The organism is Halomicrobium sp. HArcel3, assembly GCF_058933135.1.
On the sequence record NZ_JBZYDN010000001.1, the window covers coordinates 86,580 to 103,547 of the forward strand.

15 protein-coding genes are annotated in these 16,968 nt (G+C 67.2%); 11 read left to right on the top strand and 4 right to left on the bottom strand.

The window, feature by feature from the left end; genetic code table 11:
• Positions 1 to 12: 12 nt before the first annotated feature.
• Together AC5FRV_RS00405 and AC5FRV_RS00410 are read right to left on the bottom strand one after the other, a co-directional pair.
• Positions 13 to 1,797 carry an ABC transporter substrate-binding protein gene (locus AC5FRV_RS00405; protein WP_493559158.1) on the bottom strand — a complete coding sequence of 595 codons (1,785 nt, stop codon included), beginning with the start codon at positions 1,795 to 1,797 and terminating at the stop codon, positions 13 to 15.
• 100 nt (positions 1,798 to 1,897) lie between these two features.
• Positions 1,898 to 2,314, bottom strand: a complete 417-nt coding sequence (locus AC5FRV_RS00410; protein WP_493559159.1) for a cupredoxin domain-containing protein — start codon at positions 2,312 to 2,314, stop codon at positions 1,898 to 1,900.
• A gap of 169 nt (positions 2,315 to 2,483) precedes the next feature.
• Here AC5FRV_RS00410 and AC5FRV_RS00415 point away from each other — a divergent pair, with 169 nt between their 5' ends.
• The 10 genes from AC5FRV_RS00415 to thsA all read left to right on the top strand — a co-directional run bounded on the left by AC5FRV_RS00415 (position 2,484) and on the right by thsA (position 14,114).
• Positions 2,484 to 3,464 (top strand): DUF4129 domain-containing protein, encoded by a 981-nt coding sequence (locus tag AC5FRV_RS00415; protein WP_493559160.1) that lies wholly within the window; start codon positions 2,484 to 2,486, stop codon positions 3,462 to 3,464.
• Positions 3,461 to 5,452, top strand: a complete 1,992-nt coding sequence (locus AC5FRV_RS00420; protein ID WP_493559161.1) for a DUF58 domain-containing protein — start codon at positions 3,461 to 3,463, stop codon at positions 5,450 to 5,452. The genes AC5FRV_RS00415 and AC5FRV_RS00420 overlap by 4 nt, the downstream gene beginning before the upstream one ends.
• Entirely contained in the window at positions 5,452 to 6,012 is a 561-nt protein-coding gene (locus AC5FRV_RS00425; RefSeq protein WP_493559162.1) for a DUF7519 family protein, read from the top strand. The genes AC5FRV_RS00420 and AC5FRV_RS00425 overlap by 1 nt, the downstream gene beginning before the upstream one ends.
• 143 nt (positions 6,013 to 6,155) lie before the next feature.
• The gene (locus AC5FRV_RS00430; RefSeq protein ID WP_089816624.1) at positions 6,156 to 7,127 is read left to right on the top strand and encodes an AAA family ATPase; all 972 of its coding nucleotides are present in this window, start codon (positions 6,156 to 6,158) and stop codon (positions 7,125 to 7,127) included.
• A gap of 14 nt (positions 7,128 to 7,141) precedes the next feature.
• On the top strand, positions 7,142 to 7,864 hold the full coding sequence (locus AC5FRV_RS00435) for a YIP1 family protein (protein WP_493559163.1): 723 nt from the start codon (positions 7,142 to 7,144) through the stop codon (positions 7,862 to 7,864).
• Positions 7,865 to 8,098: 234 nt separating this feature from the next.
• On the top strand, positions 8,099 to 9,085 hold the full coding sequence (locus tag AC5FRV_RS00440; protein ID WP_493559164.1) for an ABC transporter permease: 987 nt from the start codon (positions 8,099 to 8,101) through the stop codon (positions 9,083 to 9,085).
• Between the two features lies 1 nt (position 9,086).
• Positions 9,087 to 10,103: an ABC transporter permease gene (locus tag AC5FRV_RS00445; protein ID WP_493559165.1), complete on the top strand. Its 1,017-nt coding sequence runs from the start codon at positions 9,087 to 9,089 to the stop codon at positions 10,101 to 10,103.
• A gap of 1 nt (position 10,104) precedes the next feature.
• Entirely contained in the window at positions 10,105 to 11,232 is a 1,128-nt protein-coding gene (locus tag AC5FRV_RS00450; protein ID WP_493559166.1) for an ABC transporter ATP-binding protein, read from the top strand.
• Positions 11,229 to 12,383 carry an ABC transporter ATP-binding protein gene (locus AC5FRV_RS00455; RefSeq protein ID WP_493559167.1) on the top strand — a complete coding sequence of 385 codons (1,155 nt, stop codon included), beginning with the start codon at positions 11,229 to 11,231 and terminating at the stop codon, positions 12,381 to 12,383. Before AC5FRV_RS00450 ends, AC5FRV_RS00455 begins: the two co-directional genes overlap by 4 nt.
• Positions 12,384 to 12,488: 105 nt before the next feature.
• The gene (thsA, locus tag AC5FRV_RS00460) at positions 12,489 to 14,114 is read left to right on the top strand and encodes a thermosome subunit alpha (RefSeq protein ID WP_493559168.1); all 1,626 of its coding nucleotides are present in this window, start codon (positions 12,489 to 12,491) and stop codon (positions 14,112 to 14,114) included.
• Positions 14,115 to 14,159: 45 nt separating this feature from the next.
• Here thsA and AC5FRV_RS00465 read toward each other — a convergent pair whose 3' ends face one another.
• Positions 14,160 to 14,921, bottom strand: coding sequence for an IclR family transcriptional regulator (locus AC5FRV_RS00465; protein ID WP_493559169.1), 762 nt, complete (start codon positions 14,919 to 14,921; stop codon positions 14,160 to 14,162).
• A gap of 365 nt (positions 14,922 to 15,286) precedes the next feature.
• Here AC5FRV_RS00465 and rdfA point away from each other — a divergent pair, with 365 nt between their 5' ends.
• The gene (rdfA, locus tag AC5FRV_RS00470; RefSeq protein ID WP_493559170.1) at positions 15,287 to 15,940 is read left to right on the top strand and encodes a rod-determining factor RdfA; all 654 of its coding nucleotides are present in this window, start codon (positions 15,287 to 15,289) and stop codon (positions 15,938 to 15,940) included.
• Positions 15,941 to 15,982: 42 nt separating this feature from the next.
• Here rdfA and AC5FRV_RS00475 read toward each other — a convergent pair whose 3' ends face one another.
• The gene (locus AC5FRV_RS00475) at positions 15,983 to 16,441 is read right to left on the bottom strand and encodes a universal stress protein (protein WP_493559171.1); all 459 of its coding nucleotides are present in this window, start codon (positions 16,439 to 16,441) and stop codon (positions 15,983 to 15,985) included.
• Between the last annotated feature and the right edge of the window lie 527 nt (positions 16,442 to 16,968).

Below are 16,968 nucleotides of genomic sequence, written 5' to 3' on the forward strand. Positions count from 1 at the left end.
CTGCCGTGCTTTTTAGCTGTCTCCCGGCCGGACGAGCCCGTGCTTCAGCGCGTAGAACGCCGACTGGTTCTCCGGGCCCGCGGTCCGGTAGGCGTCGTCGTCACCGACCCACTCGAAGTCGCGCGTGTTCCCCCACGTCCCGCTGACGCTCGTCGCGACGTGGATATCGGGCAGGGTGTGGTTCCACCACCGGGCGAACGCGGCCACCGCGTCGGCCGTCGTCTCCCGGTCGGACTGGCTCCCGAGTCGGCGCCACTGGTCGACGAGGTTCACCCTCCGCTCGTCGTCTCCACCGGCCGCCGGAATCGTGACCTCGACGGGCTTGCCGTGGGCCGACGTCTCCGTCGTCGGGTCGGTGACGCCGTAGCCGAGTGCGGTCGTCCCAGTCGCCGTGACGTCGTAGAGCGTGTGGGGGCTCCCGTCGCTGGGCCACAGCAACACGTCGAAGTTGTGCGTGTCGACGTCGGTGACCAGCCGCGGAGCGGGGATCTGCGAGAAGTCGACGTCGAACCCGAACTCGGTCAGCGCCTGGTCGACGAGTTCGGCGCTGGCCTTCCAGTCCGGCCACATGGGCGTGCGGAGGCGGAACCAGACCGACTCGCCGTCGGGGTCGTACCAGTCACCGTCGTCGCGCGTGTACCCCGCCGAGCGCATGTACTCCGCCGCGCGCTCGGTGTCGGACTCGACGGGGTACTCGCGGAGGTCGGCCAGCACGTCCTCGTCGAGCCAGCGCCGTTCGGCTGGCGTCGCCATGCCCGTCTGTCGCGTCGTCGCCTCGCCGAACCCGCCCACGTCGACGACGTCGTCGAGCGGGAGGGCCGCGAGCAACGCGCGCCGGACCGCCAGCCGACCGAGGTGGGCGTTCCGCCAGTCGAGGGCGAGTTTCGTCCCGCCGGTCGTCGGGTACCGGGCGATCTGGTCGACGTTGTCCGCGGGCGACCCCTTCAGCCCCGTCAGCAGGCCACTGCCGCCGTCGAGCGTCCCCTGCTGGACGAACTTGTCGAGGGACACCGACTGGACGACGGGGAACCACAGCGTCGGAACCGCGATGTCGTCGGCCCGGGGATGGTCCTCGAAGCGTTCGAGCATCAGTCGGTTCATCGACGCCTCCACGAGCTCGTAGGGCCCGCACCCGACCCCCTTCTCCGCCGCGTCCTCGAGCGAGACGCGCCACTCGTGGAGTTCCGAGACGACGTCCTCGCTGGCCGCCGAGGTCGACGCAGCGTCCAGGCGGTCCACCCACTGTTCGAACAGCCACGCCGGCGTGTTGACGGCGCCGCCGACGACGTGGGACAGGACCAGGGGTTCGGCGAGTGCGCGGTCGAACTCGTAGACGAGGGTGTGCTCGTCGCGCAGCGTCACGGCCGGCCGGTCCTCGTCGCTCACGGCCGACTGGATCCGCTCGTACACCCACTGGTCGCGCGCCGTCACGGGCTTCCCGTTCCACCAGGAGAATTCGTCGCTGTAGGTCACCGTCGCGGTCGTCCCGTCGATGGCGACGTCCTCGACGACGTCGCCCAGTCGACGCTCGCCGCCGGGCCGCTGGACGGACTGGACCTCGAACAGCATCGTGTAGAAGTGCCAGGGGTACGAGCCCGACAGCCACGGGTTGAGCTGGACGCTCTCGGTGGCGTATGGAAAGGCGTGACCGAACACGTCCGTGGCGTGTTTGACGTCGTCCGGGTCGGACGAGCAACCCGCGAGGCCGCTCAGGGTGAGCGCGCCGGCGCTCGCCAGGACCTGCCGTCGCGTCGTCGTCCCCGAACCGGATCCGTCGCGTCCGCGGCCGTCTCTCATTGGCGGCTTCGTTGTGTAGCGGGGTGTATAAACGCTCCGTCGGCCTGCCGGACGGCTGCTCGACGGAGTGCGGGACCGCGAGAAGTGGTACGGTCGCGGCTTATTCGCAGGGGAGCGATCCGACGTCGTCCTCGCTCGTGTCACCGACGGCGACGGCGCCACACATCAGGAAGTGCGTGTCCTGGGCGTCGTGGTAGGAGTACACGCCGGAGCTCTGGAACGTGTGGGCGCCCGACTCTCCGGCCGCGATGGCCAGGTCCAGTTCCCACTCGTTCGAGCCGTCGACTTCGGTGTTCGCCCGGACGGTCCGCTGTTCACCGGTCTCGTTGATCCACCTGACGGCCTCACCCTCGGCGACGTGGACCCGAAGCGGGTCGAAGGCCTCGCCCTCGGTCAGCGTCACCTCCGCGGTGACCTCGCCCTGTGGTTCGCTGGAGCCGCTCCCGCCGCCACAGCCGGCCACCGCGATCGTCGATGCCGCCACTGTCGTCGTCGTGAGGAATTGTCGTCGTTTCATAACCTTTGATCCCCGGGTGTATGAGGGTAGCTCACACCGTTGGGGAAAATACTTTTCCCCCGGACAGGGTCACCCGAGTTCGACCAGCGCCGATCGTTCCGGTGATCGACTGCCAACTGGATGAAAACAATCCGAACAAACATATAACCGGGTGTCAACACATCGGTGTATGGACTACGTGTCACGTGACACGGCGCGAGTCGTTGCTATCGGGGTGGTGAGCATCGTGGCCATCGCGATGGGGGCGGCGACCATCCAGACTACCGTCGATTTCGGGACCGGCACCGCGTCGGGCGGGCTCGAAATCGGCCAATCGGGTGGCCAGGCCGGTGGCCTGAACGACTCGACGTCGGAGACCAACGGCAGTATCGACATGGGGGAGGGCGGAGGCTCGGACGGGTTCATCGCACAGACCTCGACCTGCGTGGAACCGCTCTCGAAGTGGTACGGCGGACTCGGCTACTTCGGCTTCTTCGGCCTCGTGCTGTACGGGATCAAGCGTCGCTACTCGCTGGGTGCGTCGTTCCTCGGAATGTACGCGATCGCGCCGGTGGCGCTGACGGCGTACTTCCTCACGACCGACTGTACGGCGGCCCTCGACGGCCAGAACGGCCAGTCGGGCGTCGTGGAGGGCATCGGCGACGCGGCCGGGCAGGGCGTCGTCTCGACGGACGTCTCGCCGATGGTCGTCGGTGGCGTGTTCGCCCTCGCGCTGGTCGCGACGGCCGTGGTGCTCTACCGCGCATCGAGCGACCAGACGGCCGCGATGGTCGAGGAGGACGACGAGGAGGAACTCGGCAAGCCGGACGTCGGCGACCTGGCGGCCGCCGCGGCCGCCGCGGCCGACCGACTGGAGGAGCGCAACGCCGACGTGGACAACGAGGTGTACGCCGCGTGGCGCGACATGACCGCGTTGCTCCGGGTGTCGAAACCCGAGAGCTCCACGCCGGGCGAGTTCGCCGAGGCGGCCGTCGAGGCCGGTCTCGACGAGGACGACGTCGGACAGCTCACGCAGCTGTTCGAGGAGGTCCGCTACGGCAAGCGCGACCCCGAGTCCCGCGAGGAGCGAGCCATCGAGGTCTTCCGCTCCATCGAGGCGGCCTACGGGACGGGCGACGACGCCGGCGCGGACGAGGGAGGTGAACGATGAACGTCGACGAGATACTGAAGCGGCTGATCGTCGGAATCGGCCTGCTGTTCGTCGTCGTCGGCGTCGCGCTTATCGCCGTCCCGGACCCGTTCCCGTTCGGCGCAGAGGTCATCTTCGCCGCCGGCGTCGCCGCGCTCCTGGCCGCGGCGCTGACGGTCCGGGGCCGACTCCAGGGCGAAATCACCGAGACGGTGATGCCCGACCCCGAGCGACCGGCGGACAACCAGCGCCCCGGCGACGAGGTCGACCGGATGCTGTACGAGATGACCGAACTCCGTCAGGGCGTCGCGGAGAACAGCGAACACCTCGAAGAGCGCATGGATCGCCTCGGGGTCGCCATCGTCCAGGACCGCGAGGACTGCTCGGTCGCGGAGGCCAGGGCGGTCCTCGAGTCCGGCGACTGGACCGACGACCCCGACGCCGCCGCGTTCTTCCAGGGCCAGCGGACCGAGGCCGACGAGGCCGGATTCACGGGACTCGTCCAGGACGGCGACGACGGCGGCTTCGAGACCGAGTTCCGCGCGGCCGTCGAGGCGCTGCTCGACTACGGCGAGATCGAGGTCGACCCCATCGAGACCGAGGAACCGCCGAGCCGGTTCGAGCGGATCTTCGGCCGGTCCGGTGACGACGACGCCGAAGCGGGCGTCGAGACGAACTGGAACGAGGCGGACTCCTCGATCCCGGACTTCGACACGAACGGGCCGCTGGAGGACGTCTCGCTCCACCACACCAACCGGTGGCTCGGTGTCACCGCCTTCGGGCTGTTCGCCGTCGGTGTCGGCGTCGTCACCTTCTCCCCGGCGCTGATGATGGCGGGGACGGTCGGCATCGCCTACACCATCTACGGTCGCGTCTCGGCGGTACCACGCGTCGAGTCGCTCGCCGTCGAGCGCGAACTCGAGGCCGAGGACCCACAGCCCGGTGACGAGGTAGCGGTGACCGTCACCGTCCGCAACGAGGGTGACTCGATACTGCCCGACCTGCGGATGGTCGACGCCGTCCCGGACGCCTTCGTCGTCACCGACGGCGTCCCGCGGCTCCACACCGCGTTGCGCCCCGGGTCGAGCGCGACCTTCTCCTACGTCGTGCGAGTCGAACGCGGCGAGTACAGGTGGCCGGTGGTCTGCGTCTCGCGGGACTTCAGCGGCGGGGCCGAGCGGACGTCGCTGCTGACGCCCGAGACGGAACTGACCTGCGTGCCGTCGCTCAAAGTCACGAACGACGTGCCGGTACGGGCACAGACGACCCAGTACTCCGGCGACGTGAACACCCAGAAGGGCGGCTCGGGCCTGGAGTTCCACTCCGTCCGGGACTACCTGCCCGGCGACCCGATGAACCGGATCAACTGGAAGCAGGTCGCCCGAACTGGTGACCTGGCGACCATCGACTTCCGCCAGGAGCGGGCGGCGACGGTGACGCTGCTGTTCGACACGCGACAGCGCGCCTACGTCGCCTCCGAGCCGGGCAAACCCCACGCCGTCGACAGCGCCGTCCACGCCGCCAGCGACGTGTTCGGCGCGCTGTTCGACCAGGGCAACCTCGTCGGCATCGCGGCGTTCGACACCGTCCCGTGCTGGTACGACGCTGGCGCGGGCAGCGAACACCGCGAGCGGGCCCGGATGCTGTTCGCCCAGCACCCGGCGCTGTCGCCGCGGCCGCCGGACCGCCAGGACACCGAGGGCGGGTACATCGACCCGATGACGCACGTCCTCCGGCGGCTGTCCAGCAACTCCCAGATATTCCTGTTCACGCCGCTGGCCGACGACTACGCGATGGAGGTCGCCAGTCGGCTGGACTCGAAGGGACACCTGGTGACGGTGCTGAGTCCCGACGTGACGAACGACCAGACGGTGGGCCAACGGCTCACCCGGGCCGAACGGACGGCGCGCGTCCGCAACCTCAGGCAGCGCGGCATCCGCGTCATCGACTGGAATCCGGACGACAAACTGCGACTGCAGATCGACCGAGCGAAAGCGAGGTGGGCATGATGAGTTCAGAACGAGTCAACGGCAGTATGGCGGGGTCGGAACAGGGCGACGAACCGGTGACGGCAGTCGAGGTAACGCACTCTCCGGCGACGGTGAGCAGTGTCCTGGCGGTCGTCGCGGCGGTGCTGGCAGTCGTCGCCAGCGCCACGTCGCTGCTGGCGATGGCGGTCAGCGCATTCGGCCTGGTCGGCGTCGTCGCGGGCCTGTTCGCGTTCGAGTCCGAGCGCGCGGCCGCTATCGGGACGGGCATCGTCTTCGTCGGCGTCGTCCTGAGCGGCGTGTTCGGCAACTCGCTGCCGCTGCTGGTGCTGGGCGCGCTGGCGACGGTGCTGTCGTTCGACTACGGGCAGAACGCCTTCAGCGTCGGCTCGCAGCTCTCGGACCAGACCGACACGGTCAGGGGAGAGGTCGTCCACGCCGCGGCGAGCGTCGTGGTCGGCATTCTCATCGTCGGCGTCGCCTACGGCGTGTACGCGGTCGCCGTCGACGGACTGTCCTACGGCGCGCTCGCGTTCCTGCTGTTCGGCGGGTTGCTCCTGATCTGGGGCATCAGGTCCTGACCGGTTTCGCCCCGAACATTCGTTCTCGACGCGTCGCGCGGTCGTTCCCGGGTCGCGGAGTGGCGACGACGCCGCGCGGTCCGTGGTATCGTGAGGTGCGACACACCGTCACAATTAAGGTGACCTGTCTGCCCATCCATACTATGGCGTCAGAGTTATCGATCCAAGCGGCAAGTGAAGAGATTGACCTGGTAGTCGACGAGATACGATCGTCGGTTATCATCGAGGAGGAGTTCCTCGAGACGGTCCTGGTGGGGCTGCTCTCCCAGGGCCACGTCCTCCTCGAGGACGTCCCCGGGACGGGGAAGACGCTGACCGCGAACAGTTTCGCCGAGGCGCTCGGGCTCTCGTTCTCCCGTATCCAGTTCACGCCGGACCTGCTCCCCAACGACGTCACTGGGACGTACATCTACAACGAACAGAAAGGCGAGTTCGAGTTCAACGAGGGCCCCATCTTCGCAAACGTGATCCTGGCCGACGAGATCAACCGCGCGCCGCCGAAGACCCAGGCCGCCCTGCTCGAGGCGATGGGTGAGGGCCAGGTCACCACCGAGGGTGACACGCGCCAGCTGCCCGAGCCGTTCTTCGTCATCGCGACGCAGAACCCCGTCGAGCAGGAGGGGACCTTCCCCCTCCCCGAGGCGCAGGTCGACCGATTCAACATCAAGTCCAGCATCGGCTACCCCGACAACGACGGCGAGGTCGAACTCCTGCGCCGCCGGAACGACCGCTCGGCGCCGACGCCGACGGTCGAGCAGGTGCTGGACCACGACCGCGTCACGGCGCTCCAGGAGGTCCCCGAGACCGTCACCGTCACGGAGGACATGCTCGAGTACATCGCGGCCATCTCTCGGGCGACCCGAGAGGACCACCGCGTCCAGGTCGGTATGAGCCCCCGCGGGACCCAGCGTCTCTACGAGGCCGTACGCGCCCAGGCGGTCGTCGAGGGGCGTAACTACGTGACGCCGGACGACGTCAAGACCGTCTCGCGGGCGACGATGGCCCACCGCATGGTCCTGACCGCCGAGTCACAGGTCCAGGACGTCGACCGCAACGACATCATCGAGGACGTCCTCGAAGAGATTCCGGTACCGACCGTCGAGGCACCGGCCTGACCACATAGATACCAATGGCTATCTCACAGGCGGTTCGAAACCCGCGATCGTACCTGAGTCGGACGCTCGGGATGTACCGGACGCTGCTGACCGACCCCGGGACGTTCTACGACGAGTACGTCGGCACCCGCGGGCTCCGGGTCGAGATACTGCTGGTCCTGGTCGTCGGCGCCGTCGGCTTCGTCGGGAACGTCTACGCGCTCCTCCAGGTCGAGGAGCTGTTCGCACAGCTCGAAATCCCGCTGGGCCAGGACGTCGCCTTCGCGATGTGGGGCGAGGTCGCCGCGCCGCTGGTCGGCGCCGTCCTCCTGTGGATCGGCCTGACCACGGCACTGTATATCGTCGGCTGGCTATACTCCGCGGTCGGCGAGTACTACGTGCTCCTGAAGTGGACGGCGTGGGCGCTGGTGCCGCTGGCGTTCGCGAACCTGATCCACTCGGTCGCGGTAGCGTACGCCGCGTTCTCCGTCTCGGCCGGGGACGTGGCGACCTCGGAAGTCCCACGGGTTCCGGAGGATCGTGCTGCCTTCGTGTGGGACGTGGTGGCGGGCGAAATCGCCGTGGTCGCCGCCGCCGTCGTCGGCATCGCCTTCGCGGTGTGGGCGGGGTACATCGCCGCCTACGCCGTCCGCGGCGTCCGTGACATCGAGACCGACGAGGCCTACCGGGTCGCTGCCGTCCCGACGGCGGCCTACGTGCTGTACGTGGTCTACGAAGTGGCCACGACGGCGCTGTAGACCGGGCGAACCGATCAGGGGGAGCGGTCGCCGGGGCCGAACTCGCTGTCGTCGAACGCGACGGTGACGACCCGACCGTCACTGCACGGACGCGAGGGTGGTGGGGACCGATCCATTCGTCCGCCCAGCGGACGGTCCGTCCCGCGATTGCTCATCATTGTTGACGGAAGATATAAGGGGTGCTGGGTTGCGTCAACATACATGCGATACTATGTCAGACGCATAGCGCAGTCAGTGTTTACCTTGTTGTCGGGACTGTTCCTGACCTACGCCCTGTATCGCCTCATCCCGGGGAGTCCGCTGAAGGCGATCATGGCCAACCTCATCGCCCAACAGCAACGCAGGGGGGAGGTAGACACCGAACAGGTCGCGAGGATGGCCGAGCAGATGACGGGGATCAACCCGGACGAACCGATCATCGTCGGATTCTTCAACTACGTCAGCGGGATCGTCTTGCGCGGGGACTTCGGGACCTCGATCCTCTACCAGGACCCGGTGTTCGACATCCTCTTCCGGGCGATGCCGTGGTCCATCTTCCTCAGCGTCTACGGCATCATGCTCGGGTTCACAGCGAGTATCCTCGTCGGCGTGCTGATGGCCTGGCACGAGGGCTCGAAGCTCGACTCCGGGCTGACGGTGCTGGTCCTCTCGGTGAACGCCATTCCGTACTACGTCGGCGCGATCGTCATGCTCTCGCTGCTGGCGTTCCAGTGGGGACTGTTCCCGACCGGCGGTCGGGCGCCGCGGGCAGTCGCGCCGGGATTCAACGTCCAGTTCATGCTGGGTATCCTCCATCACGGGGCGTTACCGATCCTGTCCACGTTCCTCCTCGGGTTCGGCGCGGGTTCGCTCGGGATGCGGGCTAACACCGTCCGCATCGTCGGCTCCGACTACCTCCGGTCGGCGCGCCTACGGGGGGTGAGTAGCAACCGCATCCTCACCCGATACCTGACCCGGAACGCGATACTGCCGCTGTACACGGGACTGGTCGTGGGAATCGGCGCGCTGTTCGCGTCGAACGTCATCACGGAGTACATCTTCCAGTACCAGGGCGCCGGGTGGTTCCTGTTCGAGTCCGTGGTCAACCAGGACTACCCGCTGATCATGGGGTCGTTCCTCTTCTTCGGCACCGTGACGGTGCTCGGCATCCTGCTCGCCGACCTCACGTACGGCCTCATCGACCCGCGTGCGGAAACCGGCGCAACGAGGGATACCTTCTAACATGTCACGAGACGACCTCGAAACGGACGGCGGCGTCACGCAGGAGAGCATCTTCGGAACCGGTGAGGACGAGCGGCGCAGTCGGTCCTCGCCGAAGGAACGCTTCGGCAGGGGGTTCGACTCCTACGTGCGAACACCCTTCCGGATCGCCTGGAACGACTGGCGGACCCGCATCGGCGGCATCGGCATCCTGATCTACCTCCTGATGGGCACGGTCGGCGTCATCATCGTGCCAGCGCCGACGCTGAACGAGGGGCCGCGCTACCTCCAGCCGTTCCAGGACTGGACGATTCCGTTCGGCACCGACAACCTCGGTCGCGGCATCTTCAAACAGCTCATTCACTCGACGCCCGCAATGTTGAAGATGGCGCTGGCCGGCCTCGTCTTCGCCGTCGGTGTCGCCATCCTCTTCGGCATGATCGCCGGCTACAAGGGCGGCGTCATCGACACCGTGCTGATGACCATCACGGACATCTTCTTCGTGATCCCGGGGCTCCCGCTCATCATCGTCCTGTCGGCCATCTTCACGCCGCGGGACCCCTTCATCGTCGGCGCCATCCTCTCCATCTCCGTCTGGCCCCGGCTCGCCAGGGAGTTACGCTCGCAGGTCCTCTCGTTACGGACGGAGGACTACGTCGAGGCCTCACGCTCGATGGGGCTGTCGACGCCGACTATCATCGGCCAGGAACTCATGCCGAAACTCGCCCCCTACATCCTCATCCGCGGGTCGGGGTCCGCGGTGCGGATCATCAGGGACTCGGTCGCGCTGTACTTCCTGGGCATCCTGCCCTTCAGCACGACCAACTGGGGCATCATGATGCAGTTCGCCTACAGCCAGGGGAACGCCATCTCGACGCCGAGTCACCTCTACTGGCTGGTCGTCCCCCTCGTCGCGCTGGCGGGGATGGGCTTTTCACTGATCCTGTTCTCGCAGGGCCTCGACCGGGTGTTCAACCCGCGACTCCGGGCCCGGAACACGGAACACGGTGCCGACGAAGACGGGACGGGGGTGATGTGAGATGGCGATAGACCAGCCGGGAACGACCGGCACGCCCGACGCAGACGAGGACGAACCGGAAGATATCGTCATGTCGGTCCGCGACGCGCGGGTGTCCTTCGACATGGCCCGCGGGCAGGCGTGGGTGCTCAACGACGTCGACCTCGACGTCCGGCGCAACGAGATTCTCGCCGTCGTCGGCGAGTCCGGGTCGGGCAAGTCGATGTTCGCCTCGGCGCTGCTCGACGCCGTCGAGGACCCCGGCGTGCTCGCCGGTGACGTCACCTACTACCCGGACGAGGCGGCCGGGGAGAGCCAGACCATCGGCTCGTTCGACCAGGGACTCGACGACTCCGTGGACGTGCTGGACCTGGACTCGGACGAACTGCAGGCGTTCCGGTGGGAGAAGGTCTCGATGGTGTTCCAGGGGGCGATGAACTCGTTCAACCCCACGATGAAGATCAAGGCCCACTTCCACGAGACCATCCAGGCCCACAACGCGGTACTCGAGGAGCGGATGGACCACGTCCGGAAGCTCTTCGACGCGCTGTACATCGACTTCGACCGCGTGATGACGTCCTACCCCCACGAACTCTCCGGCGGGATCAAACAGCGGACGCTGATCGCACTGGCGCTGGTGCTGGAACCCGAGGTGCTCGTGATGGACGAGCCCACCGCCGCGCTCGACCTGTTGATGCAGCGCTCTATCATCTCGATGCTGCGCAACCTCCGCGACGAGTTCGACCTCACTATCGTGTTCATCACGCACGACCTGCCGCTGGTCGGGGGCCTCGCGGACCGCATCGCCGTGATGTACGCCTTCGAGTTCGTAGAGGTCGGCGCGACGCGGGACCTCATGAAGAACGCCGCCCATCCGTACACCCGTTCGCTGTTGCGGTCGGTGCCGAGCATCAACTCGGACGTCGACGAGATGGAACCGATCGAGGGGGCGCGGCCGGACCCGGTCAACATCCCGACCGGCTGTTCGTTCCACCCGCGCTGTCCCGTCGCCGACGACCGCTGTGAGATCGAGGACCCGGACCTGGCCGCCGTCGAGGACGACCTCCAGGCGGCGTGTTTCTACACCGACCAGGCGCGCGAGAAGATCGACTACACGCTGGAAGACGAATCCACGGAGGACGACAGATGAGCACCGACGACGCGACCGACGGGGAACAGCACGACGAGGAAGCCGAGCACGCCGACGAGCCCCTCCTCTCGCTTTCGGACGTCGAGGTCCACTACGATACGGGGACCGGCATCGAGCGCTACCTCAGCGACAAGCGCGTGAAGGCCGTCGACGGGGTGAACCTCGAACTCGAGGAGAACGACATCGTCGTGCTGGTCGGCGAGTCCGGGTGTGGGAAGACGACGCTCGGGAAGTCCGCTGTCGGGCTCGAACGGCCGACCGGTGGCTCCGTGAAGTACCGCGGCCAGGACATCTGGGAGGCCAAGGACCACCCCAGAGGGGCCGACATCGAGTTCCGGGAGATCCGCCGGGCGATGCAGATCATCCACCAGGACCCGGCGAACGCGCTCAACGCCTCGCGTCGGGTGCGGGCCATCCTGTCCGACCCGCTGAAGAAGTACCGGACGGAACTCGGCCCGCAGGAACGCGAAGAGACGATCTACCGCTACCTGGAGTACGTGGACATGACGCCGGCGGAGGACTACGCCGACCGGTACCCCCACCAGCTCTCGGGCGGCGAGAAACAGCGCATCACGCTCGGGCGCGCGCTGTTGATGAACCCGGACGTCATCCTGGCCGACGAGGCGATCAGCGCGCTGGACGTCTCCCTGCGCGTCGAGATGATGGACCTCATCCTCGACCTGCAGGAGACGTTCGACACCTCCTACGTCTTCATCTCGCACGACCTGGCGAACGCCCGCTACCTGGCCAAGCGGGCCGGCGGCCGGATCGCCATCATGTACCTCGGCAACATCGTCGAGATCGGCGGTCCGGACGAGGTGATCCAGAACCCGAGCCATCCCTACACGGAGGTACTCCGGTGGTCGACGCCCTCGATGGACCCGGACGTCGCGATGGAACGGATCAAGGAGAAACCGCCCGTGCGTCAGATCGACGTTCCCGACCCGCAGGACCCGCCGTCGGGCTGTGCGTTCCACCCGCGCTGTACGAAGGCCCGGGAGGCCTGCGCCGAGGGGGCACCGGAACTGTACGACGCGGAGGAAACCAAGGCGGCCTGTTTCCGGGCCCTCGACAACCACGAGTACTGGTCGAGTCCGGAACTCGAGGACGCCGAGGGTTCCGGGACGGCGGAACTCGGCGTCGGCGACTAAGTCCGAATCTCCTGCGACCGTCGCACCGAACCGAACGCCGCCGCCCGCTCGCGATGACCGCGGGAGGGCAACGCTTATCTTTGCTACCGAGTCATCAGGGTACACATGACACGGCAGACGCAGTCAGGCCCGACGAGCGTCACGTCCGAGGAAACCCAGCGCAGCGCCGGCGAGCAGGCGCTGGCGCTGAACGTGGCCGCCGCCGAGGGCGTCACCGACGCGGTGCGGACCACGCTCGGCCCCCGCGGGATGGACAAGCTGCTCGTCGACGGCTCGGGCGACGTCGTCGTGACCAACGACGGCGTCACCCTGCTTTCGGAGATGGACGTCTCCCACCCGGTCGCCCGGTCACTCATCCAGGTCGCGACGACCCAGGAGGCCGAGGTGGGCGACGGAACGACCTCCGCCGTCGTGCTGGCCGGGGCGCTCCTGCAGGAGGCCCTGGACCTGGTCGACGACGGCGTCCACCCGTCGACCGTCGCCACGGGGTACTGGATGGCGGCCGACGTCGCGGGCGAGACGCTGGACGAGATGGCCCGGGGCATCGGGTCGGACGACGTCTCCGTGCTCGAACGCATCGCCGCGACGGCGATGACGGGCAAGGGCGCAGAGCAGGCCAGGGACCAGCTCGCCTCGGTCGTCGTGCAGGCGGTGCGCGCGGCGCTGGCGGAGAACGGCCGGGTGAACGACGACTCGCTCGTGCTGCGAGCGTTCCCGACGCGCTCGCTCACTGACTCTCAGTTCGTCCCCGGACTGCTGTTCGACTACAATCCGTGTCACCGGGGAATGCCCCGCTCGCAGTCCGACGCGGACGTGCTCGTCTACGACGGCGCCGTCGAGACCGCGGAACTGTCCAACGACGGCGGGGCCACCGTCACCGACTTCGGCGAGTACCAGTCGTTCGTCGACCGGGAACACGCCGAACTCGACGCCGCCGTCGACCGAATTCTCGACGCCGGTGCGGACGTGGTCCTCGCGACTGGGAACGTCGAGTCCCGGGCACGGGAACGACTGGCCAGAGCGGACGTGACGGCGTTCTACGAGGTCGACGACGACGACTGCCGGCAGGTCGCACTGGCGACCGGCGCCACGCCCGTCGGCGACCTCGACGTGCTGACCGCGGACCACCTCGGCTTCGCCGGCAGCGTCGAGCAGGAGACGTTCCGGGAGCTGACGCACAAGCAGGACGCGCCGGCCGAGCGGACGATGGTGTTCGACGACCTCCCGGGCGAGACGGTCGGGACCATCCTGCTGCGCGGCGGGACCGAGCACGCTCTCGACGAGGTCGAACGCGCCGTCGAGGACAGCGTCGGTGTGACGGTCGCGGCCGTCGAGGACGGCGTCATCGTGCCAGGTGCGGGCGCCCCGGAGATAGAACTCGCACGCGCCGTGCGCGAGCGCGCGCCGGACGTGGCGGGGCGCGAGCAACTCGCGCTCGAGGCGTTCGCCGATTCGCTGGAGACCCTGCCCCGGACGCTCGCGGAGAACGCCGGTCACGACGTCGTCGACGCGCTCGTCGCACTGCGGACGCGCCACGACGACGGCGACTGGGCCGCCGGCCTCGACGCCGACACTGGCGAGGTCGTCGACGCCTACCGGGCCGGCGTCATGGAGCCCTATCGGGTGAAATCCTGCGCGCTGTCCACCGCGGTCGACGCCGCGACGCTGGTCCTGCGCATCGACGACGTCATCTCGGCGGGCGACCTGACGGCGAGTGATGACGAGAACTAAGATCGGATTCGGGCGGCGGTGAGATCAGGGGCAACCGCGCGCCGGTCAGGAGTGGTTGTGTTCCAGTTCGACGACGTTGGCCGCACTGAGAACTTCGTTGGGAAGTTCCTCGAAGAACCGCTCGTCGTCGACCCGCTGACTCGGACAGGAGACGCTGATGGCGGCCAGCGCCCGGTCGTGGCCGTCGGTGATGGGCACCGCGATACAGCGCAGGCCGGGGAGTCCCTCCTCGCGGTCGACGGCGTAGCGCTGCTCGCGTATCTCGTCGAGCTCTTCGAAGAACGTCTCGCGGTCGGTGATCGTCTTGTCCGTCGCCGCGGGCATCCCGTGCTCGTCGAGGATCGCCTCGACCTCCTCGCGCGGGCGGAACGCGAGGATGGCCTTGCCGAGCCCGGTCGAGTGGAGGTGGACTCGCTGGCCTGCGTAGGTGCCCAGCTGGACGGCCTGGTCGCCCTCGGCCTTGTAGAGGAAGATGCCCCGCCCCTGTTTCTCGACGAGCAGGTTCACGAGCTCGCCGGTCTCCTCGGCGAGTTTGTCGACCGCCGGCCGGGCGGTGTCGTATATCTCGTTTCGATTGCGGGCGTAGGCGCCGAGGCCGAGAAAGGCCAGGCCGATGTGGTACTCGTCACCCTCCTTGACGACGTACTCGCGCTGGGCGAGCGTGTTGAGGTGATTGTGCACCGCGCTCTTCCCCACCTGCACCCTGTCGGCGATCTCGGAGACCCCAGCCCCGTCGAGTTCGCGGATGATCTCGAGGATCTCCAGCGTCCGGTCCACGGTCCGGACCGGATGGTTCGTCTGTGCCATACCTTCGCAACTTACCGAACGAATATAATGGTTCTGCCTGGCCAAACGACGTTCTGTCTGTGGCGGCGCTCTCCGGCTCACGGACGAGGAGCGTCCCGACGAGCGATTCGGCCCGTGGCTGTCGTAATTTTATATAGGATGGGATCCAAATAACGTCTGTCCCGGGGTAACACACGGGACTGGTGGAATCGAACAGCCACGAACCACTGCTACTCACTGCTATGAGTACGCGCGGCGGCGTCGCGGACGCGTCGCGGGACGGATCGCCACTATCCACCCGCGTCCGTCTGCACCGATCCGGAGACACGAACGCCGCCGCGCTCACCACAACAGATTTGGCTCCCATTCCCCAAGACCCGACAGGAATGACTGACGAGGGCCACGTAGACGAGGACGGCGCGGGCGGGGACGGCCCGACGACGCCCGAGAGCCGGCGGAGCAAGGTCGGGCGCGTTCTCGCAGAGCGGGAACTGGACGGGCTGGGCACGGAACTGGAAGCGTACTGGACCGGCGAGGGGAGCGAGCGCTACAGCCTCCGGGATCTCGCGGACCACTTCAACCGGCGCGTCCTCCGGGCGGCGCTCAGAGCGGCCGACCAGGACCCTCTCGACGGCGAGGCCGAGAACCTCTACGAACTGCTCACCGGCGACGAGGTGACCAGCGGGACCCGTATCCAGGCCGAACACCGGCTCGAACGGGCCGGCGTCGACGTCGACCGGCTCGAGCGCGACTTCGTCTCCCACCAGGCCGTCCACACCTACCTCACGAAGTACCGCGACGCCGAGGCGCCGTCCTCTGGCGACGGCACGACCGTCGAGAGCGCCCGGACGACGGTCCAGCAACTGCGGAACCGCCTCCAGGCGGTGACGGAGACGACGATCGGCGCCCTGCTGAACGCGAACCTGCTGTCGCTCGGCGACCACCACGTCTACGTCGACGTCCGCGTCACCTGCAACGACTGCCAGAACCAGTATCCGGTGACCGACCTGTTCGACGCGGGCGGTTGCGAGTGCGAGTGACGCGTTCGAGGCCTCTTCTCTCCGTGCGTTCTTCCGTGCGCCTCACCCCATGACCACCGTGACCGGGCCGTCGAAGTTGAGGATGATCCGCTGGGCCACGTCACCGAAGATGACCTTCCCCGTCGGCGAGCGCCGGCGGCCGACGACGAACACGTGGTCGCAGTCCTCGCGACTCGCCGCGTCGAGTATCTCGTCGGCCAGTTCGCCGTCGTCGGCGACCGAGGCGGTGACGTCGAATGCGGGCGCGTCGTCCCCGAAGACGTCGTCGGCCAGCGTCCGCGCGAAGTTCCGCGCGACGTCCAGCGCGTCGGTGCCGCTGTAGGAGGCGTGCTCGGCCGTCTCGAGGGCCTCCATCGTCTCCGCGTCCTCGTCGTACTCTCCGGGAGTGACCCAGGAGAACAGGACCAGTTCGGCATCGACACCTCGGGCGAGTTGCCCCGCCTCTGCGAGCAGTTCGCGATTCGCGTCGCTGTCGTCCACGACGACAAGTGCCCGTTCCATATCCACGTACCTGCACGCTCTCCCCCATAAGTGTTCCTGGGACGGCCGTTCAGCGGTCCGGATACGTCCCCGCCGACTGCCGGAAACCGATCGAACACGGATCGAATCACATAAAATTCTACTAATACATACATTTCTGATACAACGTGGGATCGTCAGCGACGGGATGCTGCGCTGGTTCACGTCGTTTCTTCGGGTCAGGACTGGGCTGCAGCTCGAAGGTTGCTTCTAGAGGGCAGGAACGTGTCTAATCGGTCGTCGAGTTATCTCGATCCAGTCGGTTTACCGATCGCTGGAATCACGCCGATCTACCGGGCCGCCTTCGAGGGTCAATACTTGTCCCTGGTTCCTTAAACGGTGTTTTTGGACGATGAATGCCTCAGATAGAACCTGCACGGCTGTTCGTTCGACCCGGATTGCCAGATATGATTGAACTTTTAGCATTTACAAGATTTATAGATATTCTGCTATTAGAATTGCCGATCTCGTCACCACATGGCTATCCGGGCCCGGCGTCGATGGCAACC

Excerpts from the sequence above, each read along its gene's own strand:
- AC5FRV_RS00445 (WP_493559165.1), top strand. The coding sequence starts at position 9,087 with ATGTCACGAGACGACCTCGAAACGGACGGCGGCGTCACGCAGGAGAGC.
- AC5FRV_RS00435 (WP_493559163.1), top strand. The coding sequence starts at position 7,142 with ATGGCTATCTCACAGGCGGTTCGAAACCCGCGATCGTACCTGAGTCGG.
- AC5FRV_RS00475 (WP_493559171.1), bottom strand. The coding sequence starts at position 16,441 with ATGGAACGGGCACTTGTCGTCGTGGACGACAGCGACGCGAATCGCGAA.
- AC5FRV_RS00415 (WP_493559160.1), top strand. The coding sequence starts at position 2,484 with ATGGACTACGTGTCACGTGACACGGCGCGAGTCGTTGCTATCGGGGTG.
- AC5FRV_RS00455 (WP_493559167.1), top strand. The coding sequence starts at position 11,229 with ATGAGCACCGACGACGCGACCGACGGGGAACAGCACGACGAGGAAGCC.
- AC5FRV_RS00420 (WP_493559161.1), top strand. The coding sequence starts at position 3,461 with ATGAACGTCGACGAGATACTGAAGCGGCTGATCGTCGGAATCGGCCTG.
- AC5FRV_RS00410 (WP_493559159.1), bottom strand. The coding sequence starts at position 2,314 with ATGAAACGACGACAATTCCTCACGACGACGACAGTGGCGGCATCGACG.
- thsA (WP_493559168.1), top strand. The coding sequence starts at position 12,489 with ATGACACGGCAGACGCAGTCAGGCCCGACGAGCGTCACGTCCGAGGAA.
- AC5FRV_RS00465 (WP_493559169.1), bottom strand. The coding sequence starts at position 14,921 with ATGGCACAGACGAACCATCCGGTCCGGACCGTGGACCGGACGCTGGAG.
- AC5FRV_RS00450 (WP_493559166.1), top strand. The coding sequence starts at position 10,105 with ATGGCGATAGACCAGCCGGGAACGACCGGCACGCCCGACGCAGACGAG.
- AC5FRV_RS00425 (WP_493559162.1), top strand. The coding sequence starts at position 5,452 with ATGAGTTCAGAACGAGTCAACGGCAGTATGGCGGGGTCGGAACAGGGC.
- AC5FRV_RS00430 (WP_089816624.1), top strand. The coding sequence starts at position 6,156 with ATGGCGTCAGAGTTATCGATCCAAGCGGCAAGTGAAGAGATTGACCTG.
- AC5FRV_RS00405 (WP_493559158.1), bottom strand. The coding sequence starts at position 1,797 with ATGAGAGACGGCCGCGGACGCGACGGATCCGGTTCGGGGACGACGACG.
- rdfA (WP_493559170.1), top strand. The coding sequence starts at position 15,287 with ATGACTGACGAGGGCCACGTAGACGAGGACGGCGCGGGCGGGGACGGC.